Source organism: Neptuniibacter sp. QD72_48 (assembly GCF_047778065.1).
Taxonomy (GTDB): domain Bacteria; phylum Pseudomonadota; class Gammaproteobacteria; order Pseudomonadales; family Balneatricaceae; genus Neptuniibacter.
In genome coordinates this window covers 1,998,279-2,020,116 of sequence record NZ_CP180547.1, presented here as the reverse complement: position 1 = coordinate 2,020,116, position 21,838 = coordinate 1,998,279, and the positions used below count along the sequence as shown (strand labels likewise).

Annotated in this window: 21 protein-coding genes; 12 read left to right on the top strand and 9 right to left on the bottom strand. The window is 43.8% G+C overall.

Features of this window, described 5'->3' with window-relative positions; genetic code table 11:
- Window positions 1–7: 7 nt before the first annotated feature.
- The gene (locus tag ACMXYX_RS09025) at window positions 8–979 is read right to left on the bottom strand and encodes a YVTN family beta-propeller repeat protein (protein ID WP_415896294.1); all 972 of its coding nucleotides are present in this window, start codon (window positions 977–979) and stop codon (window positions 8–10) included.
- Between the two features lie 11 nt (window positions 980–990).
- Window positions 991–2,160 (bottom strand): ABC transporter substrate-binding protein, encoded by a 1,170-nt coding sequence (locus ACMXYX_RS09020; protein WP_415905934.1) that lies wholly within the window; start codon window positions 2,158–2,160, stop codon window positions 991–993.
- 169 nt (window positions 2,161–2,329) lie between these two features.
- Here ACMXYX_RS09020 and ACMXYX_RS09015 point away from each other — a divergent pair, with 169 nt between their 5' ends.
- From ACMXYX_RS09015 to ACMXYX_RS09000, 4 genes are all read left to right on the top strand, one after another.
- Window positions 2,330–2,767: a copper-binding protein gene (locus tag ACMXYX_RS09015; RefSeq protein WP_415881368.1), complete on the top strand. Its 438-nt coding sequence runs from the start codon at window positions 2,330–2,332 to the stop codon at window positions 2,765–2,767.
- 156 nt (window positions 2,768–2,923) lie between these two features.
- Window positions 2,924–3,559: a response regulator transcription factor gene (locus ACMXYX_RS09010; protein WP_415881367.1), complete on the top strand. Its 636-nt coding sequence runs from the start codon at window positions 2,924–2,926 to the stop codon at window positions 3,557–3,559.
- Window positions 3,560–3,703: 144 nt separating this feature from the next.
- Complete coding sequence (locus ACMXYX_RS09005) at window positions 3,704–5,005, top strand: histidine kinase (RefSeq protein WP_415881366.1); 1,302 nt, start codon at window positions 3,704–3,706, stop codon at window positions 5,003–5,005.
- Window positions 5,002–5,646 (top strand): response regulator, encoded by a 645-nt coding sequence (locus ACMXYX_RS09000; protein ID WP_415881365.1) that lies wholly within the window; start codon window positions 5,002–5,004, stop codon window positions 5,644–5,646. Before ACMXYX_RS09005 ends, ACMXYX_RS09000 begins: the two co-directional genes overlap by 4 nt.
- 64 nt (window positions 5,647–5,710) lie before the next feature.
- Here ACMXYX_RS09000 and ACMXYX_RS08995 read toward each other — a convergent pair whose 3' ends face one another.
- Window positions 5,711–6,349: a pentapeptide repeat-containing protein gene (locus ACMXYX_RS08995; RefSeq protein WP_415896292.1), complete on the bottom strand. Its 639-nt coding sequence runs from the start codon at window positions 6,347–6,349 to the stop codon at window positions 5,711–5,713.
- A 68-nt stretch (window positions 6,350–6,417) separates the two neighbouring features.
- Entirely contained in the window at window positions 6,418–8,247 is a 1,830-nt protein-coding gene (locus ACMXYX_RS08990; protein ID WP_415905933.1) for a PQQ-dependent methanol/ethanol family dehydrogenase, read from the bottom strand.
- 457 nt (window positions 8,248–8,704) lie between these two features.
- On the opposite strand from ACMXYX_RS08990, the gene pedF reads away from it, so the two are divergent.
- The 5 genes from pedF to ACMXYX_RS08965 all read left to right on the top strand — a co-directional run bounded on the left by pedF (window position 8,705) and on the right by ACMXYX_RS08965 (window position 13,858).
- Window positions 8,705–9,148, top strand: a complete 444-nt coding sequence (gene pedF / locus ACMXYX_RS08985) for a cytochrome c-550 PedF (RefSeq protein WP_415881362.1) — start codon at window positions 8,705–8,707, stop codon at window positions 9,146–9,148.
- Window positions 9,141–10,055 (top strand): substrate-binding periplasmic protein, encoded by a 915-nt coding sequence (locus tag ACMXYX_RS08980; RefSeq protein WP_415887980.1) that lies wholly within the window; start codon window positions 9,141–9,143, stop codon window positions 10,053–10,055. Before pedF ends, ACMXYX_RS08980 begins: the two co-directional genes overlap by 8 nt.
- Window positions 10,056–10,109: 54 nt before the next feature.
- On the top strand, window positions 10,110–10,865 hold the full coding sequence (locus ACMXYX_RS08975; protein ID WP_415896289.1) for a quinoprotein dehydrogenase-associated SoxYZ-like carrier: 756 nt from the start codon (window positions 10,110–10,112) through the stop codon (window positions 10,863–10,865).
- A gap of 10 nt (window positions 10,866–10,875) precedes the next feature.
- On the top strand, window positions 10,876–11,796 hold the full coding sequence (locus ACMXYX_RS08970; protein ID WP_415896288.1) for a quinoprotein relay system zinc metallohydrolase 1: 921 nt from the start codon (window positions 10,876–10,878) through the stop codon (window positions 11,794–11,796).
- Between the two features lie 310 nt (window positions 11,797–12,106).
- Window positions 12,107–13,858 carry a PQQ-dependent methanol/ethanol family dehydrogenase gene (locus ACMXYX_RS08965; RefSeq protein WP_415881358.1) on the top strand — a complete coding sequence of 584 codons (1,752 nt, stop codon included), beginning with the start codon at window positions 12,107–12,109 and terminating at the stop codon, window positions 13,856–13,858.
- Between the two features lie 103 nt (window positions 13,859–13,961).
- Here the strand turns inward: ACMXYX_RS08965 and ACMXYX_RS08960 are convergent, their stop codons facing one another.
- Both ACMXYX_RS08960 and ACMXYX_RS08955 read right to left on the bottom strand, forming a co-directional pair.
- Window positions 13,962–14,627 (bottom strand): putative 2OG-Fe(II) oxygenase, encoded by a 666-nt coding sequence (locus tag ACMXYX_RS08960; protein ID WP_415896287.1) that lies wholly within the window; start codon window positions 14,625–14,627, stop codon window positions 13,962–13,964.
- A 72-nt stretch (window positions 14,628–14,699) separates the two neighbouring features.
- Window positions 14,700–15,515, bottom strand: a complete 816-nt coding sequence (locus ACMXYX_RS08955; RefSeq protein WP_415896286.1) for an FRG domain-containing protein — start codon at window positions 15,513–15,515, stop codon at window positions 14,700–14,702.
- Window positions 15,516–15,856: 341 nt separating this feature from the next.
- Here ACMXYX_RS08955 and ACMXYX_RS08950 point away from each other — a divergent pair, with 341 nt between their 5' ends.
- The 3 genes from ACMXYX_RS08950 (at window position 15,857) to ACMXYX_RS08940 (ending at window position 18,343) form a co-directional block, all read left to right on the top strand.
- Window positions 15,857–17,377, top strand: a complete 1,521-nt coding sequence (locus tag ACMXYX_RS08950) for an aldehyde dehydrogenase family protein (RefSeq protein WP_415894610.1) — start codon at window positions 15,857–15,859, stop codon at window positions 17,375–17,377.
- Between the two features lie 236 nt (window positions 17,378–17,613).
- Window positions 17,614–17,910, top strand: coding sequence for a hypothetical protein (locus tag ACMXYX_RS08945; RefSeq protein WP_415881354.1), 297 nt, complete (start codon window positions 17,614–17,616; stop codon window positions 17,908–17,910).
- 10 nt (window positions 17,911–17,920) lie between these two features.
- Window positions 17,921–18,343, top strand: coding sequence for a hypothetical protein (locus tag ACMXYX_RS08940; RefSeq protein WP_415881353.1), 423 nt, complete (start codon window positions 17,921–17,923; stop codon window positions 18,341–18,343).
- 15 nt (window positions 18,344–18,358) lie between these two features.
- On the opposite strand, the gene ACMXYX_RS08935 is transcribed toward ACMXYX_RS08940, so the two are convergent.
- Genes ACMXYX_RS08935 through ACMXYX_RS08925 form a run of 3 tightly spaced genes read right to left on the bottom strand, consistent with a single transcriptional unit; the run spans window position 18,359 to window position 21,733 of the window.
- Complete coding sequence (locus tag ACMXYX_RS08935) at window positions 18,359–18,751, bottom strand: hypothetical protein (RefSeq protein WP_415881352.1); 393 nt, start codon at window positions 18,749–18,751, stop codon at window positions 18,359–18,361.
- Window positions 18,752–18,783: 32 nt separating this feature from the next.
- Entirely contained in the window at window positions 18,784–20,322 is a 1,539-nt protein-coding gene (locus ACMXYX_RS08930) for a transglycosylase SLT domain-containing protein (RefSeq protein WP_415896285.1), read from the bottom strand.
- A 10-nt stretch (window positions 20,323–20,332) separates the two neighbouring features.
- Window positions 20,333–21,733, bottom strand: coding sequence for an FAD-binding oxidoreductase (locus ACMXYX_RS08925; RefSeq protein WP_415896284.1), 1,401 nt, complete (start codon window positions 21,731–21,733; stop codon window positions 20,333–20,335).
- Between the last annotated feature and the right edge of the window lie 105 nt (window positions 21,734–21,838).

Here is a 21,838-nt window from a genome sequence, read left to right as displayed (position 1 = left end):
TAAACTACTATGGTTTAACTTTTACGCCCCATGGGTAGCGGCCTACCTTAATGCTTTTTACAGCTTTCATTTTGCTAATATCAATAACCGATACGTCGCCGCTAATGCCGTTGGTCGTTAGGAGCTTAGTTTGATCTTCGTTGAAGTCCATGTGCCAAACACGACGACCAACTAGGATATAGTCTTCAACTTCATAGGTTTTAGCGTTTACAACTGCAACGTGGTTAGCTGGGCCAAGCGCTACGAATGCATATTTACCATCATCCGATAGGCGGATGCCTACAGGCTGAACTCGGTCAGGGTGAACGCCTTTGATTTCAAATGTAAGCTTTTTAAAGATCTTGCGTGTTTCTACATCGATAACAGAAACTGTACCGCCAATCTCAGAACTCGCCCATAGGATCTTGCTGTCGGTGCTGAATTCAACATGGCGTGGACGCTGATCTACAAGTGTATTGTCAATAAGCTCGTAAGTGGTGGTATCAATCCAGTGAACCATGTTGGTCGTTTCACTGGTGTTAACGGCAATTTTACCGTCTGGGCTAACAGCCATGCCTTCAGGTTCTACGCCAACATCGATTTGAGCCAGTACTTCGCTAGTTTGTGTATCAACAATTGTTACTAAGGCATCATCTTCGTTAGAGATGTATAGGTGGCGATCGTTAGGGTGAAGTGCAAATTGCTCTGGGTCTTCACCTGAAGGGAGCTCGCCAATAATCTGTTTGGTTGCAAGGTCCATAATCTGCACGGTATCAGAATCAGATGCGCAGATATAAAGTTTTGTGTAGTCCTTTGAGAATAAAATACCGCGAGGGCGCTCGCCTACATTTAGTGTCTCAACAACTTCCAAGCTTTTTAGGTCGATGATAGAGATGGTGTCATCTTTTTCGTTCGATACATAGGCAAGCTCTGCGTGTAGTAGAGGCGAGGCAATCAGCATACCTGCAGCAAGGGGTTTTAATAACTTTTTAAAATTCATGACTACTCCAATTAATTGCTGCATTTAACTTCGGATTTATCAAAGCCCAAAGTATCAAGTTCGTTTACAGGGTGAAGGAATCCATCCTGTGGGGATTGTGATACAAGAGAGCGCGGATGGACAAGAGGAATTGGTTGTCTAAGCTGACCATTCCACTCTCTATAGTTAAGTTTTCTGCCTTTAAAGCCTGCTAGTTCGAATTTCTCGGAACGAATATATTCGTAAGCCACCTTGGGGTCAGAAGAGTTCGTGCGAGTTACTGCTTCACCTACACTTCGTACGGCAGCCCATGAAGCATAATCTTCATTAGTCATCCAACGCTTAGCTAGCTTGTCAAAACGGCTTTGCAGTTGGGCTGCGCCCCATTGTTCTACAACACGGTGCCATGTAACAGGGCTTAGGCCTTGTGTACCAACTACAGGTCTTGGAAGCCAAGTGTTATACAAAACGTATTCGCCAAAATCGCCACGCTCATCTGCCACAAAGACCACATCGTACTCTTTAGTTTGTGTGAAAAGTGGCATTTCACTCTGGGCTGTACGACGTAAATCGGTATCGTAATCCCACTGCTTTTCGGCAACAATCTTTAAGCCAAAGCGCTTAGCGGCACGTTTGAATGCTTGGGTATACGCCTTGTCTTCAACTTTTTGCCCTGAAATCACGAGCACTTTATTTAAGCGCTTAGCTTTCAGCCATTGCGCAAGTGCATCTGTCAGCATTGCTCGGCTAGGTAGGGTGTGAAGTAGTGAGTTGTTGCACTCTTTACTTCTGAGTTGATCAGAAGGGGAGCCAGAATTAAATATAACTGCCTCATCAGGAAGCGCTTTGTCGATATCTTTGAGGGTCTGGCTTTGGGCGTGGATAACAAAAAACCGAACGCCTTGAGCATAGAGATCAGAGGCTTTGCTGATAAGTTCTTCAGGATTTTCTGAATCGAACTGTTGCAGTGAATACTTATGTTTTAAGAAGCGGCCAGTTGTGTTGTTGTCGTTGATGCCAAGCTCTGCGCCTTTGAGGCCAGAATCTTCAGGGTCGGGAATAATGTTTGATAAAACCGGGCCATTATCCATCTGCTGCTGAAGATATCCTATGTTAACTTCTAGATTTGCCTGGGCATGTGTTGCGACGGCGAAAAATGTGGCAAGTACCGTCAATGTTGGCTTAGATTGATTTTTAAACATAAAACACGGTTATCTTTATTATGATTTATGCCCAGCATAAGTGGGATTTCGTGAACTCGGAATATGAAGAAAGTAGAAATCAATTAGTACTGAAGTAGGATTCTTTTACCCAGTTCGGTCTTTAGCATTAAGTGCATAAATAATAAGTAATTTAAACCAAGGGTGAATTATGAGCTTAATCAAGAATCTTGCTGCTTGCGGCTTAGCTTCTGTTATTGCAATTACTAGTACAGCGGCTGTTGCTGAAGGTGATTTAACACGTAGACCTGCAAAGCTTCCTGATCTTGTTCTAGGAACCGAAGATAATCGTTATCACTTGTCTGAAAAGGAATACAACCTTGAGACGGGTAAGTCATACAAGTTAAAGATTATCTCTAGCGGTCAAACTGAGTACGCATTGAAAGCTCCGGGTTTATTTAATTCTATTTTCTTGCGCAAAGTAGAAGCTGGCGATATGGAAATTAAAGCAGCTACTTTAAAAGAGCTGGAGTTTGAACAGGAAGGTGAAGCTGAAATTTACTTCGTGCCAATTAAGCCGGGTAAATTTGAATTCTTCGCTGAAGGCCTAGAGCATAAAGGAATGGAAGGCGTTTTTAACGTTAAATAATCCGTATCTTTCTAAAGCCTGAGTGCGCTTTGTATAAGCGTACGCAGGCTTTCTCCTTCCTCTTGTTACACCCCATAGTTCTTTCGTTGCTAAGATGTAAACAATTACTACTTTAGGTGGTAAGATTGGCGTGCAAGTTTATATCTTGGAGTATCGATGAAAATCCTAATTACTGATGATCATTCTGTAGTACGTCAGGGGTACGCAAGTGTCTTGCCTACGGTTATCGAGCCATGTGAAATAATCGAGGCAGCAAGCGGAGAGGAGTCTGAGGCGTTATATTTTGCTGAAAAGCCAGATCTAGTGATTATGGATATCAATCTGCCTGGTATTAGTGGCATAGAAGCGGCCACTCGAATCTTAGATAAAGACCGTGATGCTAAAATCCTATTTTTTAGCATGTACGACGAAGCTTTGATGGTGAAGCAGGCGTTAGATGCTGGTGCTATGGGCTATATAACCAAGTCAGGCTCCCCTAAAACGCTTATCGAAGCTGTAGAAAAGATAAGAGAGGGTGAGGTTTTTATTGAGTATGACTTGATTATGAAACTTGCTCTAAATAACCAAGATGTAACAGAAGGCCGTCTCCGGGATTTGACGCAGAGAGAGTTCGAGGTCTTTGTAATGCTTGCTCGCGGTCAGAGCAATCGAACAATCGCAGATACACTCGGAATTAATGTTAAAACAGTCTCAAATTACGTTACTACGATTAAGAGTAAATTGAAGATTGCATCTACAGCGGAGCTTGTTCATTTAGCAGTTGATGCTGGTGTAATTAAGTTCGCCCCATAATTCATTTTGTTCCCACTATGGGTTGAAATGAGTACTTAAGTAGTACTTTGTTTCGGTCCTTGGAGGGATTCTTACCAATAGGGACTCATTAGCATACTTAGAAGGTTCTCTAATTTTGTTAGAGATATCAGTATAGGTGTACATATGAATGCAGTCCTGCGCTTAAATTTACTAGTTTCAGCAGTGTTTGCTGTAGCGCTATCGATCACGATTTATGAAACGCTTCAGCAAGCTACCAAAGATATTACTCGAGAAGTTACTGCTGGGCTTAGCTTTACTCATCAGTTACTCAGTGTTGCGGTCACTGACAGTGATTTACTTGAAAGTATGCTCGAAGGAGAGACTCGCCACGTAAAGATCATCCTTGTTGATGATTCCTTAAGTGGTGGGGAGGTAGGTGCAGATGATGAACTGTCTTCAGAGATAGATGATGAAGTTCCTGCTTGGTTTATGGATTTAATACCGGGACTTGATCGGCTCACTGAAAAAGAATATTACCGATACCTACCTGACGGTAGAGCGCTAAAGCTGCAAGCAGATCCTACCGATGAGGTTGAGGAAGTTTGGGAATCTGTACAGCACGTATTTGTCCTATTTGTGCTGAGTGCATTACTTTCAAATTTAGCAATCTATGTTGGTGTCCGTCAGGGGATTAAGCCTGTATCAGATTTTCTTGCAGCTTTGAATGAAATTGAAAAGGGCCGTTATGCTGCTCGACTTGAAGAGTATTCTATTAAAGAAATCAATCAGTTAGCTGGTCATTTTAATTCTATGGCTCACTCCCTTCAGGAAGCTCAGAGCGATAACTTAAAGCTGACCCATGAATTAATGCGTTTGCAGGAAACTGAACGTGCTCATCTTGCCAGGGAGCTTCATGATGATCTTGGGCAATATCTCACGGGTATTAAAGCTCAAGCCTATTTGGTAAAAGAAAACTCGTCTAATACCGATTTGGTTGCTTCGGTGGGTAATCAAATATCGATCAACTGTGATGCGATGCAGACTAGTTTCAGGCAGCTGATCAGAGAGCTGCATCCGGTTATATTGGAGCAGTTGGGTTTGTTAGATGCTATACGTACGCAGGTCGATACTTGGCGTCAATCTCACCAAGTGAAAGTGTCGTTAGATTTACCAGATTTTATTCCTTCGTTAGATGATGAAACTAATACGCATATCTATCGAATACTTCAGGAGTCTTTAAATAATGTGGCTCAGCATGCTCAGGCTGAGCATGTTTTAGTTAGGGTTGTTTTTGATGGCGAAGCCCTTGTTCTGCGGGTGATGGATGATGGTGTTGGGTATGTTGATTCTGGGTCTCAAGGATTGGGGCTTCGATCAATGCAAGAGCGAGCTCGTTGTGTGTCAGGTGAGCTAAAGATTAATAAGTTAGATAAAAAAGGGAGTGAAGTTGTTCTGCAAATCCCTTTAGTACAGGAATTGGTATGAAAATAATAATAGCGGATGATCATGCTGTAGTGCGTCAGGGTTATGCAAGCCTTTTATCGACAATGCTTGCTCCATGTGAAGTGTTAGAAGCTGGTAGTGGTGATCAGGCATATAGTATGTGTCAATCTGAAACACCCGATGTAGTTATCATGGACGTCAACATGAATGGCATCAGTGGTATTGAGGCAACTCGTCGAATCTTACAGCGCTGTCCTGATATCAAAATACTTTTCTTCAGTATGTATGATGAAATACCTGTAGTAACTCAGGCTTTAGATGCAGGTGCTAAAGGGTACATCACTAAGAGCTGTACGCCGGAGGTTTTGATTGAAGCAGTTACTAAGGTTGCTGGTGGGCAGCTTTATGTCGAGCATGAGTTGGCTATGCGTTTAGCGGTGTCGCGCCCTGAGCAAAAGGATAAGCGTCTTAAGGAGATGACTCAGCGCGAGTTTGAGATCTTTGTTATGTTAGCGCAAGGCAATAATGTCAAAGAGATCTCAGAACAGCTTTGTATTAGTAGTAAGACGGTTTCTAACTATACCGCAATACTAAAAAGTAAGTTGAATATAGGTTCAACGGCGGAATTAGTGCATCTGGCTATAGAGACCGGTCTTGTGAAAGTGGGAACTAATGTGAGCTAGCATTAGTTTGGTTATAAAAAAGGCGCATGGAACAAAGTTCGATGCGCCTTTTTGTTGTTTGGATTTAATTCTTAGACCAACCAAATGGGCAGCCTTTGCAGCCGTCCATATAGGTTGCTTGGAATGTAGCGTAGTGCTTCCTAACGCCTGTGAAGTCAGCATTTTCTAAAGACGCGGCATTTAGCTTAGCTTCCTGTAGATTGGCGTTTTTAAGGTTGGCGCCTGTCAAAATAGCTTTTGTCATCCAGGCGATTTCTAGATTTGCAGCCTGAAGGTTGGCTTCTACGAATTTAGCGCTGCTAAGACGAGAGAAATTTAAATTTGCGCCATGTAAATTTGCGCGATAAAAATTTGCGTCCTGCGCGAACAATGCCCAACCGTTGATAGCTTCAAGATTGGCATGGCTTAGGTTTGAGCCTCGAACTGTTGCGTGTCTCATATCCGCGCGAGCAAGATCTGCATTGGATAGATCTGCTTTTTCCATCTTGGTGTTTTTAAGAACTGCGTGACGAAGGATAGTACCGCTTAGGTTTGCGCCAGTTAGATCAGCTCTAGACAGATCTGCATTGCTTAGATCGGCACCCGACAAATTAACGCCTGGACATTTAGTATCTGGGGCAATGGTGCAGCCATTAATCACTAGGTCATCTGCAGTAGCAAGTTGGCTGGACAGTAGGAGCGTAAATAATATTGTTTTTTTCATATCTCTATCCTAAAAAGCCCGCAAGCATTGGGGAGCTCGCGGGCTTGGGTTACATCAAGTAGTAACTATTAGTTCTTAGGGAGTTTGAATACCCAGAAAGAACCACCCTGTGATACAGGCTTAGTTAGGTCAGCCATGTCGCCACCCCATAGAGGTACCGCGCCACCGTAACCGCTAGCTAGGCCGATGTACTGTTCGCCATCTTCTTCCCAAGTGATAGGGGAGGATACGATGCCGGAGCCAGTCTGGAATTTCCAAAGTTCTTCGCCAGTCTTAGCGTCGAATGCTTTGAAGTAACCATCACCAGTACCTGTGAAAATTAGGTTGCCTTTGGTAGCGAGAACGCCAGACCATAGAGGAAGTTTCTCTTTGTGAGACCATACGATCTTACCAGTCTTAGGGTCTACTGCACGAAGAACACCTACGTGGTCGTCGTACATTTTTCTGATACGGAAACCTTGGCCTAGGTAAGCAGCACCGCGCTTGTAGTGAACTTCTTCAGTCCAGTAGTCTTCTTTCCAGTGGTTGGCGCCAAGGTAGAATAGGCCTGTGTCTTGGCTGTAAGCCATAGGGTTCCAGTTTTTGCCGCCTAGGAAAGGAGGAGAAACTTCGATGGATTTACCCTTTTTCTTGCCTGGCTCTGGTGGTGGTGGGCGTTGGCCTTCAACCTCAACTGGGCGACCAGTCTTAGGATCGATATGAGTTGCCCAAGTAACGTTGTCTACGAATGGGAAGCCGCGGATGAAGTCACCGTTCTGACGGTCAACAACGTAGAAGAAACCGTTACGGTCAGCGTGAGCTGTCGCTTTGATTGTCTTGCCTTTGTCCTTGTATTCGAACAGAACAAGTTCGTTGTTACCAGAGAAATCCCAAGCATCGTTTGGAGTGTGCTGGTAGAACCACTTAACTTCGCCCGTAGATGGATCTACTGCAACCTGACCGGAAGTGTATAGGCTGTCGTAGTCAGCTGGATTGCCGCCTGGAGAAGTACGAGCCCAACCATTCCATGGTGCAGGGTTACCAGCACCTACGATGATAGTGTTTGTTTCAACGTCGAAGCTAGCGGACTGCCAAGGTGCACCACCACCGTGGCTCCATGCTTCAACTTTACCTGTTGGTGAGTTTGGATCATCAGGCCAAGATGGAGCTTTTGGATCACCTGTAGGTGTGCTCTTCTTGCCGTCTAGGCGACCGTAGTGACCTTCAACGAATGGGCGCATCCAGATCTCTTCACCCGTCTTAGGGTCACGAGCGAATAGTTTGCCTACTACACCAAACTCATCACCAGAAGAGCCGTGGATAAGCATTGCTTTACCCGTTTTCTGATCTTTGATGATCGTAGGTGCACCAGTCATAGTGTAGCCTTCAGTGTGATCAGCAAATTTCTTCTTCCAAACGCGCTTACCAGTTTTTTTATCTAGAGCTACGATAGCTGCATCAAGAGTGCCGAAGTAAACAAGATCTCCGAAAATAGCTGCACCACGGTTAACTACGTCACAGCAAGGGCGGATGTCGTCTGGTAGGCGGTAAGAGTAAGACCAAATTTTCTTACCCGTTTTAGCATCTAGTGCAAACATGCGAGAGTAAGAACCAGTTACATAGATGATGCCATCATGTACTAGTGCTTGAGTTTCTTGACCACGCTGTTTTTCATCACCAAAGGAGAAAGACCATGCAGGAGTCAATTTCTTAACGTTTTTATCGTTAATCTCTGTCATGTCGCTCCAGCGCTGTGCTTTAGGTCCGATACCGTAACCTAGAACGTCTTCTGGAGTGTTTGCGTCATTTTTGATGTCGTCCCAAGTAATTGGTTTAGCAGTAGCAGCGCCTGCTACTAAGCTAAGACCAATTGCAGCGCAAAGCGGCTTTAAGTCTGTCATGTTTATTTTTTTTGTCATTTTTATAAACCCTAGTGTTATAGGAAAGTTATAACTTGCGATTGATATTCGCTGGTAACCATTCTCGGCTTAAGGGTATATATACGACAACGGCAGGATTCCCTGTTAATCAGGGGTTAAGTCCTGTTTGTGCAGGATAAAATCCCGAGAGTCTTAGGGAGAAGTCACGTACTAATAAAGAGGGATTAGTGCTCAGGTATGGATAGATGGCGTACAAAATGCTACTTAGGTTGCAATCTGGGTCGACATTCCTACCAAGGGAGTAGTTTTTGGAACCCAAAGTACAATTCTTGCTGATTTTGCACACGCAATATCATATATGCAAACAGCTGGAGTGGGTGGCTTTGGCTTAATGTAGAGATGATCGTCAGGTATCTGAACACGCAGATATCCCTCAGTCAGTATTTCATTTAACTGGGGAAGGCGAGAGTATAAAAACTAAAGTGGTGAAAAAAAGATGTCTATCAACAAGAAACTTTTGAGCATGACTACAGCGGGTATGTTAGCTGCAGTTATTTCTGGCCAGACAATGGCGCACGGTGATGTAACTCCACAGGCTATCGATGTAACAGGCCTAAAAGTTCTAGGTGAAGAGTGGGAAGAATCTAACCCTTACACTGAAGATTACGAAAACCGTGAACTAGCGGTTAAAATCGGTGAGTCTGCTTACACTCAAAACTGTGCACGTTGCCACGGTCTAGATGCGATTTCTGGTGGTATCGCGCCAGATCTACGTTACCTAGAACCAGGAGTTGATGGTGACGAATGGTATGCTTACCGTGTTGTTAACGGTGCAGTACGTGACGGTCGTGTTTACATGCCAAAAATGGCTGAACACCTAAGCCAAGAAGCTCTTTGGGCTATCCGTGCTTGGTTAGAAACTCGCGCTACGGATGAGTAAGTTAAGCGCTTCTAACGCTATAATTTTCACTTGCGCCAGCCTGCTTAGCAGCCTGGCGCAAGCTCGTTATTACGACGATGTAATTGATAGCGGGTATATCAGGGTTGGTTTTTATCGTGATTTTCCACCATATTCCTATATGGAAAACGGCAAAGCTGTTGGTGTGGATGTCGAAGTCGGTAAGAAAATTGCTGAAAAGCTAGGCGTTGAATTCCGTGAGCATTGGATCACGCCAGATGAAAACCTTGAAGATGATTTAAGAAATAATGTCTGGAAAGGGCATTATCTCGACAAAGATGAAGAAAATGCATTAGCACTGAAAACCATTGCCGATGTCATGATGCGTGTTCCGTACGATCGTGAATACAGCTATATGCAGGATTCGACAGGCGCCGTTATTAATGAAATGGTGGTTATGTTTGGGCCCTATCAGCGTGAAAGCTGGAAAGTTGTTTACGATAGTGAAAAGTTAGATAACGTTTCTACAGTGGCGGTATTCCAATATCACCCAGTAGGGGTGGAAATTGATAGTCTACCGGCGTTTTATCTGACTTCAGCTTTTGGTGGGCGAATGCGTGATAAGACTCACCACTATACGAATGCGCGTGAAGCGTTTAAAGGTATGGAGTCTGGTGAGGTAGATGCCGTTATGGCAATGCGCGCCGAAGTTGATTGGTTAGTCAGTAAGTCGGGCGACAAGAAATTTAAGCTGGGCGTGAATGGTTATCCAAATATGGGTAAGCAGAAATGGGACATAGGGATGGCTGTTAAGCATACCTATAGACAGCTTGGCTATGCTGTAGGTGATGTTGTCGAAGCTATGGTTCGTTCCGGTGAAATGGAACAAGTTTATAGCAAGTACGGTCTCAGTTATGAGATGCCTGCTTTTTACCAGGATGTAAAATAGCTTTATAAAGCAACGCTCGAAAAAATAGCATTCAAATAATAATAAGAGGATGCCATGTTGAAGCGAAATGTTGCAGCACTTTTGATAAGTGCTGCTTTACCAATTGCTGGTTATTCAGGCCAGCAAGATCCTCTAGAGTCGCCTTTATGGGATCATATGCGTGCCAAGTTTATTGGCGATCAGAAATATGTGTTTGATAGTAATGTCAAAGTCACTGTGCCTGAATTTGCTGAAGATCCTACGCAGGTTCCTATTACTGTTAATGCTGAAGCGTTAGCAGGGAAGATCGATAAGATTGTCGTTTTTGCTGATCTTAATCCAATTCAGCACATCTTTACTTATTATCCCCACAAAGAAATTGTGCCTCACCTTTCTATGCGCATTAAGGTCCAGCAGGGTACTGCTATTAGAGCAGCTGTACTTTCTAAGTCTGGTGTTTGGCATCTAGGTGGTAGCTATCTTGACGCTGCAGGTGGAGGGTGTACCACGCCAAGCGCCGCTGCTGCCAATACCTACTGGCAGGACCATCTCGGTGAAATGAAAAGTAAGTTTTTCCCCAGAGAGCAGGGGGGGCGCTATAAACTTAAAGTCGTTCATCCGATGGACACCGGCTTAGTTAGTTCAATTCCTGAATTCTATATAGAGAATGTAGAGGTGCGTAACTTTGAAGGTGCGCCACTTGCAAAATTAGAGTTGTCTCAGCCTGTCAGTGAAAATCCAGTTTTAACTTTTGATGTCAGAGATGGTTCTCAAGGTCATCGTATCTGGATGCGAGATAATGGTGGTAATGAGTTTGAGAATGCGCTCTAGGAGTTGATTGATGAAAAGATTGTTGTTGGCCCTATCTGCTGCTGCAGTGATTCATTCAGCTTCAGCGGCGCCGCTTTCTTATGATTTAAAACCGCAAAAAATTGCTGATAACACTTGGTTATTGAAGGGGAAGTTGGAAGACTTTTCAAAGAGTAATGGCGGCAATATTGTCAATACTGGCTTTATCGTAACAGAAGATGGGGTTGTTGTTATCGATACTGGGCCATCCCTTAGATATGGTAAAGCGTTAAAGGCGGCAATAGAAAGTGTTACGAATAAACCTATCAAGGTTGTTTTTAATACTCATCACCATCCAGATCACTTTTTAGGAAATCAAGCTTTTGCAGATGCAGAGATACTTTCTCTCCCTGGTACACAGCAGGGAATTGAGCTTCATGGAAATGCTTTTGCTGAAAATATGTATCGACTAGTTGGTGATTGGATGCGGTCGACTGAGGCGATCCCGCCAAGCAAAGTACTGGATGTTCAGTTAATGGAGCTTGGCTCACATAGATTGCATTTACTTCCTTTTACGGGTCATACAGGTTCGGATTTGGTTGTTATGGATGAAAAAACCGGCGTTGTGTTTGCCTCAGATATGGTTTTCTATCAGCGAGCGTTAACCACTCCTCATACGCCTGGGATTCATCAGTGGAAAAAAGAGATTCTGAAATTAAAGGATCTTGATTACAAGGTTATGGTGCCTGGTCATGGGCCCGTTGTTACAGACGCTAGAGCATTAGATCAAATGCTAGCCTATCTAGATTGGTTGGATCGGGTTTTAGTGCGGGCAGCTCAGGATGGTTTAAGTATGACCGAGGTGATTAAACTGCCGATCCCCAAAGATTTTGATGGTATTGCATTAAGTAAGCGGGAATTTGCCAGAACTGTTGCGCACCTTTATCCCAAATATGAAGAGCAGGCTTTCTGAGTCTGCTTGTTTTTATAAATAGAAAAACTCAAATTAAATCCTCTTTGCTTTGCTCCTTTCTTTGGCTAGTTAAACGGTAATTCCTGTCTATACTCATGTTTGTACTATGACTAATGGGCTATTGAATGGCGGCGTAAGCTGCTGAATTTACTTAAAAATAGCGGTATTACTACCAAGGGACTAGAAAAGTACTTCTGCTGTTTAATTGTTGTATTTGCTGTAAAACAAAACAATTGCCTTCATGATTCGGGAAAATTTCCCGGCTCTCTTCTCAACGCCAAAAAAAAAATATCCGTAGAGGAAGCGTACAATGAAAAAATTCGCACTGTCTGCTCTAGTTGCAGCGATGTCTGTGGCAGGCACAGCACAGGCTGGTGTTACTGATAAAGATATCGTTAACGACCAGATGACTGTTGAAGATGTTGTAACAAATGGTATGGGCCCACGTGGTCAGCGTTACAGCCCAATGACAAAAATCAACACTAAAACTGTTAAAGACATGCGTCCAGTATGGGCGTTCTCTTTCGGTGGTGAGAAGCAGCGTGGTCAGGAATCACAGCCTGTAGTTAAAGACGGTGTGATGTACGTTACCGCTTCTTACTCTCGTGTATTCGCTGTTGATGCAAACACTGGTGAAGAGCTTTGGGAATACAATGCACGTCTTCCTGATGGCATCATGCCTTGCTGTGACGTAATCAACCGTGGTGTTGCTCTATACGACGACCTAGTAATATTCGGTACTCTAGACGCTAAACTAGTAGCTCTAAACGCTAAGACTGGTAAGGTTGTTTGGAAGAAGAAAGTAGAAGATTACAAAGCTGGTTACTCAATCACTGCAGCTCCTCTAATTGCTAAAGGTAAAGTAATCACTGGTGTATCTGGTGGTGAATTCGGTATCGTTGGTAAAGTAGAAGCTTACGATGCTAAGACTGGTAAACTTGCTTGGACTCGTCCAACAGTTGAAGGTCACATGGGTTACATCTGGAAAGATGGCAAGAAAATGGAAAACGGTATTTCCGGTGGTGAAGCAGGCAAAACTTGGCCTGGCGATCTTTGGAAATCTGGTGGTGCTGCAACTTGGTTAGGCGGTACTTACGATCCTGAAGTTGACCTTCTATTCTTCGGTACTGGTAACCCAGCACCATGGAACTCTCACCTACGTCCTGGTGACAACCTATTCTCATCTTCTCGTCTAGCTATCGATCCAGATACTGGTAAGATCGCTTGGCACTTCCAGACTACTCCACACGATGGTTGGGATTACGATGGTGTAAACGAGTTGATCTCTTTTGACTATAAAGCTAACGGCAAAACTGTAAAAGCAGCAGCGACTGCTGACCGTAACGGTTTCATGTACGTTCTTAACCGTCAGAACGGTGATTTCATCCGTGGTTTCCCATTCGTAGATAAAATCTCTTGGGCTAAAGGCCTAGACGCTAAGACTGGTCGTCCAATTTATGACGATGCAAACCGTCCAGGTAACCCAGCTGATTCTAAAGATGGTAAGAAAGGTACATCTGTTCTAGCTATTCCTTCTTTCCTAGGTGGTAAAAACTGGATGCCTATGGCATACAGCCAAGACACTGAGTTGTTCTACGTTCCTTCTAATGAATGGGCGATGGACATCTGGAATGAGCCAACTGCATACAAAAAAGGTGCAGCTTACCTAGGTGCTGGTTTCACTATCAAGCCAATGAACGACGAGTACATCGGTGTTCTACGTGCGATGGATCCAAAAACTGGTAAAGAAGTATGGCGTCACAAGAACTACGCTCCACTATGGGGTGGTGTTCTAGCGACTAAAGGTAACCTTGTATTCTTTGGTACTCCTGAAGGCTACCTAAAAGGCCTAAACGCTAAGACTGGTAAGGTTGAATACGAATTCAACACTGGTTCTGGTATCGTAGGTTCTCCAATCACTTGGGAGCAGAACGGCGAGCAGTACCTATCAATCGTATCCGGTTGGGGTGGTGCAGTACCTCTATGGGGTGGTGAAGTAGCTAAACGTGTTAAGCACCTAAACCAGGGCGGCACAGTTTGGACATTCAAACTACCTAAGTAAGTTTTTGACTTACAACTGAGTGATATTTCGATATCACTCAGCCTGTCCCAGCAAAAAAAGTCAGCATTTAGCTGGCTTTTTTTGTGCTTGAAATAAAGCGTGATTAGATCAAATCAACAATGCTGTTGAACGCAATCACGACGCGGTCTTTCTGCCCGAAATAAGGCAGGGCTGAGTGCTTTAGGTAGGACGGGAATATTACAATCTGACCTTCTACAGGTTGGAAGTCCCAGAAGCCCTGTTCGCTTAGATAGGCTGTCCCAGCATCGCCATAATGATCGGCGTTGTTGCGAGGATCATAAAAGCGATTGATGCCGTTGCGAGTACCCAATTCACACTCGCCAACATCTAAATAATAGATTCCACACCAAGAGCAATTAGGGTGCGAGTGGATGTCATGGTAACCGCCATCCTTAGTGACATGGAACCAGGATTCAATGATGGTTGCATCACCTTCAGCGCCTTCTGGCCAGTATGGCGTGTTTACCTGTGTGGCTATGGCAGACAGTAGTTCCTCGAGCATGCGTCTAAGCTCAAGGATCACCGGTTCATCAGATTCCAGAAAGCAGAGCTTGCTCTCAAATAGTTTATGTTTTGCACTTACTGCTACTTCGCTGGCAACGGCTTTGGTTTGATTGTGAAGCTTTTGATAGTTGTAGATGTAATTGAGAAGATCTTCTTTTAAGAACTCGTGATCAGGGTTTGTCGTAACAAACAGTGGAGAGGTCCAAGTGTTGATGGATTCAATTTCTGGGCTTTCTGAATACATGATCCGATTCCAAGTTAAGAGATCGGATTATTTTAATCTTGTGGTTGTTATTTAGCTATGTGAGAAGCGCGCTCATTTGTCCTGCATCAGTTGATCGTTTTTAGGATCGGGTGTGCCTACCCAGCTAACCTCAAGTTCATATGAGATGGAACGTGCTAAGCCATCTAGATCAGGGAAAAGGGTGGCGCTACTGATATTCATTCGATAAAGCGCTTCCATTGCTTCTTTTCTGATTTCAGGGCTAAGGACAATCTTAGCGAGAAGTGGCTGATCATATTCGTAATTATTTAATAGCTCTTCAACTGAAACATCGATTCTGCCAGGCAGCATGAAAGTACCTGCTTGGGCAACGATTCTTCGATCCATCGACCATGGTTCACCAGGCCAGACGATCGGGTAGTTATTTGAAAGGTAATATTTGCCAAGGCTGTCAGTCGTACGAGGGTCAATTGCATCTCGTGTGAGCTCGGGTAAGCCCGGTGGTGTTGCTTTGTGCCATAGGGCAGGGGTATTTACTGCATAAACTGCAGCATGCGTTGTGCAGGACTGTAGAGCGAAATAGCTGGCGACGTAGGGTGACTTGGTAAAGTCTAAAAGCCGAGTTGGTGCGCCGTGGTGTTGCATAAGGGCTAAGCAACGAAAATCATCTTTAAGTGCACTGGTATCATTTAGGAAATAGTGAGCTTTACGTTTAAATACACGAATGGCCCTGCTTTCTCGTTCATGCCATTTGCTTTGGGGTACAAACTGCTTGAGTCGTCTAGTGAGCGAACTCTCAAGGCTCCATTCCGCATCCCGTTGTCCACGAAATGCCCAGCCACGGAGTTCTTCTGACTCAACTAAAGCAAGAAATTCTTGCCAAGTAGATACTTGGTATAACTTCGTCATCGTTCCGGCCTCGTAATTTATTCGCCTTGAAAATTCCTTATAGCATAAGAGTATAGCTATTTGATGTTTATTTATATGGGGGGTGAGCCTTTAAAATGAGAGATGTTGCCACTGATTGTCTTTGTTAATCAGTGGGTTAGTGCCTAGTATTATGCGCGATCTGAGATGAATCTCTGAAACCCCGTAGGGGTGGGGCCTCCATAACTAGTACTAAATAATTAATTTTTCAATGCCAAGGGATGATACCTGTATTTCTTGCTGGATAGCTAATATTGGTTGGTAAAGTAAATTAACTGTCAGTAGAGACGGCAGTAAGATAAATATAAAGAGGCACTTAGAAGATGATTTACGCTAAGCCGGGTACAGAAGGTTCAGTTGTTTCCTTTAAAGAACGTTATGGCAACTTCATTAACGGTGAGTGGGTAGCTCCTGTTAAAGGTGAATACTTCACCAATAACTCGCCTGTAACTGGTGAACCAATTTGTGAAATTCCACGTTCCACTGCTGAAGATATCGAATTGGCACTGGACGCTGCTCACGCTGCACAAGAGTCTTGGGGCAAAACTTCTCCAATCGAACGTCAGAACGTTCTACTGAAGTGTGCTGAGCTAATCGACGCTAACCTAGAGCGTTTGGCTGTATCTGAAACTTGGGACAACGGTAAGGCAGTTCGTGAAACTCTAGCTGCAGACGTTCCTCTTATGGCAGATCACTTCCGTTACTTCGCTGGTTGCATCCGTGCACAAGAAGGTTCTATCGGTGAGATCGACGAAACAACTGTTGCTTACCACTTCCACGAGCCACTAGGTGTTGTTGGCCAGATCATCCCTTGGAACTTCCCGCTACTAATGGCTGCATGGAAAATTGCTCCAGCACTAGCAGCAGGTAACTCTATCGTACTGAAGCCAGCTGAAGCGACTCCAGTATCTATCCTTATTCTTCTTGAGTGCATCCAGGAAGCTCTACCAGCAGGCGTACTGAATATTGTAAACGGTTTCGGTGGCGAAGCAGGTCAGGCTCTAGCATCTAGCACACGTATTGCTAAGATCGCATTCACTGGTTCTACTCCAGTTGGTTCTCACATCATGAAATGTGCTGCAGAGAACATCATCCCATCTACAACAGAGCTAGGTGGTAAGTCTCCAAACATCTACTTCAACGACGTTATGGCTCAGGACGATGAGTTCGTAAGCAAAGCTGTTGAAGGTGCGGTACTAGCATTCTTCAACCAGGGTGAAGTATGTACTTGTCCTTCTCGTCTTCTAGTTCAAGAAGATATTGCTGATGAGTTCCTAGCTAAAGTTGTTGAGCGTATGGGTCAGATCAAACGTGGTAACCCACTAGATACTGAAACAATGGTTGGTGCTCAGGCTTCTCAAGAACAGTTCGACAAGATCCTAGGTTACATCGACATCGGTCGTGACGAAGGTGCTGAAGTACTAGCAGGCGGCGGTATCGAAAAACTAGACGGTGATTTCGGTAGCGGTTACTACATCAAGCCAACTCTTCTAAAAGGTACAAACGACATGCGCGTTTTCCAAGAAGAGATCTTCGGTCCAGTAGTTTCTGTAACTACATTCAAAGACGAAGCAGAAGCACTAGCTATCGCTAACGACACTGAGTTCGGTCTAGGTGCAGGCGTATGGTCACGTGACACTAACGTTGCTTACCGCATGGGTCGTGGCATTGAGGCTGGCCGTGTATGGATGAACTGCTACCACCTATACCCAGCACACGCTGCGTTCGGCGGTTACAAGAAGTCTGGTGTAGGTCGTGAAACTCACAAGATGATTCTTGAGCACTACCAGCAAACTAAGAACATGTTGGTTAGCTACAGCGAAAGCCCTCTAGGCTTCTTCTAAGCGGAAGTCCACGGGAGCTGGCATCTGAACATTGCTAGCTCTCAAGTAAGCTATTTCAAGTAGCTTCTTGCGTTTATTGCGGCCCCTCTGAGGGCCGCTTTTTTATGTCCTGATCCTGCCTAGACTTAGGGTACTAGTACAATTTGTACTTTAGGTCTGTCTCATTTCCCGAAATCCCTGATATTTATTTTTAGATGTTAAGCTTGTTTAACACTCTGATTTAAAGGGAGGTTTTCGTGCGTAATACTTTTTCTATTCTTATTTTAAGTTTGGTCTCTGTGAGTGCTTTGGCCTCTGTAAAAGACTATCAAGTAAAGCGGCTCATAATGATGAAGTCTGATTGTGTCGAGCAGAGTTTAGCGCGCAATGAAACCGAAAGTGGTGGCCTAATGTTTGTTGCGCAATGCAAAAATCTTAGTCATTACCCTGATGGTGTAGAAGTCCTGTGTGACGATCCAGAGGATGAACGGAGCTGTAAGCTGCAAACTAAAGCTAAGTCCTATGATCATCTCCGCTTACTTCAATCAAATTAGGATTCCTATTATGTTTGTTAAGAAGTGCTCTATAGTGGCTCTTGTGTCCACTGGGTTTCTGGCAGCACCTTTACCTGTATCTGCTGATGTGAATACGGCATTTGAACAATGCAGGGCTCTAGTGCAGCCTGATAGGCGTTTGGAGTGTTACGATAATTTAGATTTAAATGCGTTGAGTGCAAAGAAGCCTAATTTTGCAGGTAAGCGTACAGCTAAAACGGAGATGTTTAAGGTATCTGGACCTACCCAATTAAGATTTCAGAGTGACGGTGCCATCTTTGTATTAGCGTTGCACGACAGTGAAGATAATATCGTTCAAAACCTCCACATAGGTGGAGGTGGTGAAGATACTTATTTGATCGAAGAGGCTGGTGAATATTATCTGCGTGTTAATGGATCTACTACATGGCGTATTTGGTTAGAAAAGCCATAATTACCGTTTAGTAATCTACAAACCTTTGCTATTACCGCCAATACGATAGATTAGCAGGTCTTCATCGTCTAGTACCTTGAAGGCTGCTGTCGTCGCTGCATTATTGGGTATCTGGTATTCATGATCAGATAGCTTTTCAGCTTTATAAAGCTGTTCTGGTGGGTTGAGCATCAGTTCAACAAACTGTTCTGTTGACCATGTGTAAGTTTTGACGGGTAGGCCATATGCTTTGGCGACTGTAAGCTCATCGGATGAGCTACCAATTAGATCAAGGTAATAACACTCTGTAACATGGCACATCAGTCCCATTCTTGTATCTATTAAGTAGCTATCTGCGGGTAAGGTTCTTGGTATGCTGTAGCATCCACCTAAGGCAATTAAACAAAGGCCCGTGATTATCTTTTTCATTAGCCTGTCTCTTTCTGTGTATCTTCCAATTTCTATTTTACGTATTGCTGAAGAGTATGGACCCTTTCGGTATAGATAAGTTTGGATAAATTATAGATCGTGTAATATTTATAGATGCTAGAAACATAATGTACTGTTTCTCGTCCAATAATCCTGCCTGCTGCGATCTCAACATTTCCAAACCACACGTTTGGATCTAATCCCATTTTAGTCGTTAGTTTTTGCATTTTTCGTAGATTGCCAGGACCAGCGTTGTAGGCGGCTAAGCTTAAGAGAAAGCGATTGATAGGCGTGATCTCTTCAGAGGGTAAATAGTGTCGAGATAGGAAATCCATATACTTTGCACCCGCATGTATATTGTTATCTACCTTGTGTATCGCTTTGATATTCACATTTGGATCGGCTGCAGTTGAAGGCAGTAACTGCATTACTCCGACTGCGCCCTTATGGCTTTTTGTGTCCTGTTTGAGTTGGGATTCCTGATAAGCCTGTGCTGCCAATGCAAGAGGATCTAAGTGGTATTTTTCTGCGTATTTTTCAAAATGAGGTAGTAAGCGAATTAAGCGGTCGCGTTCCAAATCGAGCAGGGGATTTGTTATTCGCTTAGTTGAACCTAGGTAGCGTTTGATTAAGATATTGCCGAGAAGAGAGCCTTTCTGAACGTTCGAATGGATGAATTCATTCAGGCTGTCCTGAAGAAGAGGCGTCTGTTTTCTAACTCCCCAGCCCAGACTGTTCTTTTTGCTCAAACTGATTTGTTCAGCTATCTCTAAATTGGTTAGAGCTTTAAGCCAGAGTCTGGCTTTGTAATCATCAATGATGGTGTAGTTATAAATACCTGCATTTACGATTTCTAAAATATCCTCACTAAGTAAGGTGCTATCAGCCTCAATTATATGAATAGTATTTTCTTTAAATACTGCTTGTTTATTTAATTGATGAAGGTGTTCTGCGTAGCTGCTTCCTTTCAGAACGAGAATAGTCTTTCCTGCAAGGTCTTCTAATGAATCAATTTTTGGTGCGGTTTTGTGCCTGACAATGACTTCGGATACTTCTGAATATTTACTCTTTGTGAAATCTACCAACTTTTTTCTTTCGTTTGTTGCGGTTAGTAGCGCTGCACTGATGTCGCCTTTGCCTTCGACAAGAGAGGGGATTAGTTGATCAAAGGTAACCGGAATATAGACAATCTTTGTTTTGTCTATCTCTTTCTTAATCCCTTTATTTATATGCTTTTCGTAGTTTTGTAGAAGTTCGGCTTGTAGTCCTTTGATCTTGCCGTTATGAATGAAAAAGTCGGTCTTACTGTATGTGACTAAGGCTCTGATCAGCTTTCGATCTTTCATCTCATCAAGATCACCCCAGAAAGGCTCTAGCTTGTCAGTAGAAAGGATACCTTTGGGAATCAGCTCTGTTGATGATTGTGCTTCATGGGGAGTAGTAGAATTTGCTGGATGAGCTGTTGTTGTGGTTTGATTTGGGGGAAGGCTTTGATTTTCGGAGCTGTCACAACCAGTCAATAGGTATGAGCATGTGAGTAGAGAGCTGAAGAGGAGTATTTGTTTGATCAAAGCTTTGGCCTCACAGATCAATAACCTTGCCGGGATTCATAATGTTATTTGGATCCAAAGCCCGCTTAACAAGCTTCATGCTATTTATCGAAGTTTCATGCTCATCCAGCAGATATTGTTTTTTTCCAAAGCCGATTCCGTGTTCACCTGTACAAGTGCCACCTAGAGCTAAGGCGTTGCTTACGATCTTTTCTGCTAGTGCTTTAGCTGCTTGATGTTGGTTATGATTATCTGGATCGAAAACAATTAGGACGTGGTAGTTACCGTCACCAACATGGCCAACGATTGGGCAGGGTAAGTTGCTTAACTCAGCATCTGCTTCAGCTTGTAAGATACTTCTAGCTAGGGCTGAAATTGGAACACATACATCGGTTGTAAGGACTTTTCCGTTAGGGATAATCTGATGAGCCGCATTGTAAGCATTGTGTCGTGCTTGCCATAGGCGGTTTCGATCTTCGGTATTTTCAGCCCAAATAAATTCACTACCGCCGAATTCATTGCAGATATCTTTCAGGAGCGTAATGTCTTCTTCAATCTTGGCTTTAGAGCCGTGAAACTCGATAAAAAGGGTTGGTTCAGCAGTTAGTTGGTGTAGCTGAGAAAATTCAATGCAAGCTTGCATTTGGGCCTTGTTCAGCAGTTCTATTCGGGCTAGGGGAATAGACAGCTGCATGGCATTGATAACTGTATCGGTAGCGTCGGCCACAGTTTTAAAGCTGCATACGGCTGCGCGAATGATTTCGGGAATAGGGTGAAGGCGAAGTTGGATCTCTGTGATGACGCCTAAGGTGCCCTCAGAGCCGACCAGCAACTGCGTTAAGTTGTAACCAGCAGAGCTTTTGCGGCTACGTGTACCTGTTTTTATAATGTCGCCTTCAGGTGTTACCACAGTTAAGCCGATAACGGCATCAAGCATGGTGCCATAGCGTACGGCGTTAGTGCCTGAGGCTTGTGTTGCTGCCATACCGCCAATACTTGCATTGGCACCAGGATCAACTGGGAAAAATAAGCCGTCATAGCGCAAGGCTAGATTGAGCGCTTCTCTAGTTACACCTGCTTGCACGCGACAATCCATGTCGGCGGCATTTATTTCTATGACCTGATCCATTTCTGACAGATCGATTGAGATACCACCGTTGACGGCGAGTAGATGCCCTTCGACAGAAGAACCTACGCCAAAGGGAATGACGGGAATTTTATATTGATTGCAGAGTTTGACGACTTGAGCGACTTCTTCGTTACTAAAAGGATAGACAACCGCATCGGGCGCGATACAACCATAGCTATCTTCGCCTTGACCATGCTGCTCACACACAGGTTTAGATAGGTCTATTCGATCACTAAAAGTAGTGGCCAATTCAGTGATGACTTTCTTTAGATCAGCTTGAGAATAATGTTTATGCGCACGCATAGGTCATCAGCTCGTTTTTTATTGTTGTTACTACATTAAAGCAATAATTTATTAATAAGAACAAGCTATTATGATGATAAGTATCTAGGTTGATACAGCCTATGT

What these genes read in the sequence shown, in the direction of transcription:
- ACMXYX_RS09025 (WP_415896294.1), bottom strand. Translation starts at nt 979, where the DNA reads ATGAATTTTAAAAAGTTATTAAAACCCCTTGCTGCAGGTATGCTGATT.
- ACMXYX_RS09020 (WP_415905934.1), bottom strand. Translation starts at nt 2,160, where the DNA reads ATGTTTAAAAATCAATCTAAGCCAACATTGACGGTACTTGCCACATTT.
- ACMXYX_RS09015 (WP_415881368.1), top strand. Translation starts at nt 2,330, where the DNA reads ATGAGCTTAATCAAGAATCTTGCTGCTTGCGGCTTAGCTTCTGTTATT.
- ACMXYX_RS09010 (WP_415881367.1), top strand. Translation starts at nt 2,924, where the DNA reads ATGAAAATCCTAATTACTGATGATCATTCTGTAGTACGTCAGGGGTAC.
- ACMXYX_RS09005 (WP_415881366.1), top strand. Translation starts at nt 3,704, where the DNA reads ATGAATGCAGTCCTGCGCTTAAATTTACTAGTTTCAGCAGTGTTTGCT.
- ACMXYX_RS09000 (WP_415881365.1), top strand. Translation starts at nt 5,002, where the DNA reads ATGAAAATAATAATAGCGGATGATCATGCTGTAGTGCGTCAGGGTTAT.
- ACMXYX_RS08995 (WP_415896292.1), bottom strand. Translation starts at nt 6,349, where the DNA reads ATGAAAAAAACAATATTATTTACGCTCCTACTGTCCAGCCAACTTGCT.
- ACMXYX_RS08990 (WP_415905933.1), bottom strand. Translation starts at nt 8,247, where the DNA reads ATGACAAAAAAAATAAACATGACAGACTTAAAGCCGCTTTGCGCTGCA.
- pedF (WP_415881362.1), top strand. Translation starts at nt 8,705, where the DNA reads ATGTCTATCAACAAGAAACTTTTGAGCATGACTACAGCGGGTATGTTA.
- ACMXYX_RS08980 (WP_415887980.1), top strand. Translation starts at nt 9,141, where the DNA reads ATGAGTAAGTTAAGCGCTTCTAACGCTATAATTTTCACTTGCGCCAGC.
- ACMXYX_RS08975 (WP_415896289.1), top strand. Translation starts at nt 10,110, where the DNA reads ATGTTGAAGCGAAATGTTGCAGCACTTTTGATAAGTGCTGCTTTACCA.
- ACMXYX_RS08970 (WP_415896288.1), top strand. Translation starts at nt 10,876, where the DNA reads ATGAAAAGATTGTTGTTGGCCCTATCTGCTGCTGCAGTGATTCATTCA.
- ACMXYX_RS08965 (WP_415881358.1), top strand. Translation starts at nt 12,107, where the DNA reads ATGAAAAAATTCGCACTGTCTGCTCTAGTTGCAGCGATGTCTGTGGCA.
- ACMXYX_RS08960 (WP_415896287.1), bottom strand. Translation starts at nt 14,627, where the DNA reads ATGTATTCAGAAAGCCCAGAAATTGAATCCATCAACACTTGGACCTCT.
- ACMXYX_RS08955 (WP_415896286.1), bottom strand. Translation starts at nt 15,515, where the DNA reads ATGACGAAGTTATACCAAGTATCTACTTGGCAAGAATTTCTTGCTTTA.
- ACMXYX_RS08950 (WP_415894610.1), top strand. Translation starts at nt 15,857, where the DNA reads ATGATTTACGCTAAGCCGGGTACAGAAGGTTCAGTTGTTTCCTTTAAA.
- ACMXYX_RS08940 (WP_415881353.1), top strand. Translation starts at nt 17,921, where the DNA reads ATGTTTGTTAAGAAGTGCTCTATAGTGGCTCTTGTGTCCACTGGGTTT.
- ACMXYX_RS08935 (WP_415881352.1), bottom strand. Translation starts at nt 18,751, where the DNA reads ATGAAAAAGATAATCACGGGCCTTTGTTTAATTGCCTTAGGTGGATGC.
- ACMXYX_RS08925 (WP_415896284.1), bottom strand. Translation starts at nt 21,733, where the DNA reads ATGCGTGCGCATAAACATTATTCTCAAGCTGATCTAAAGAAAGTCATC.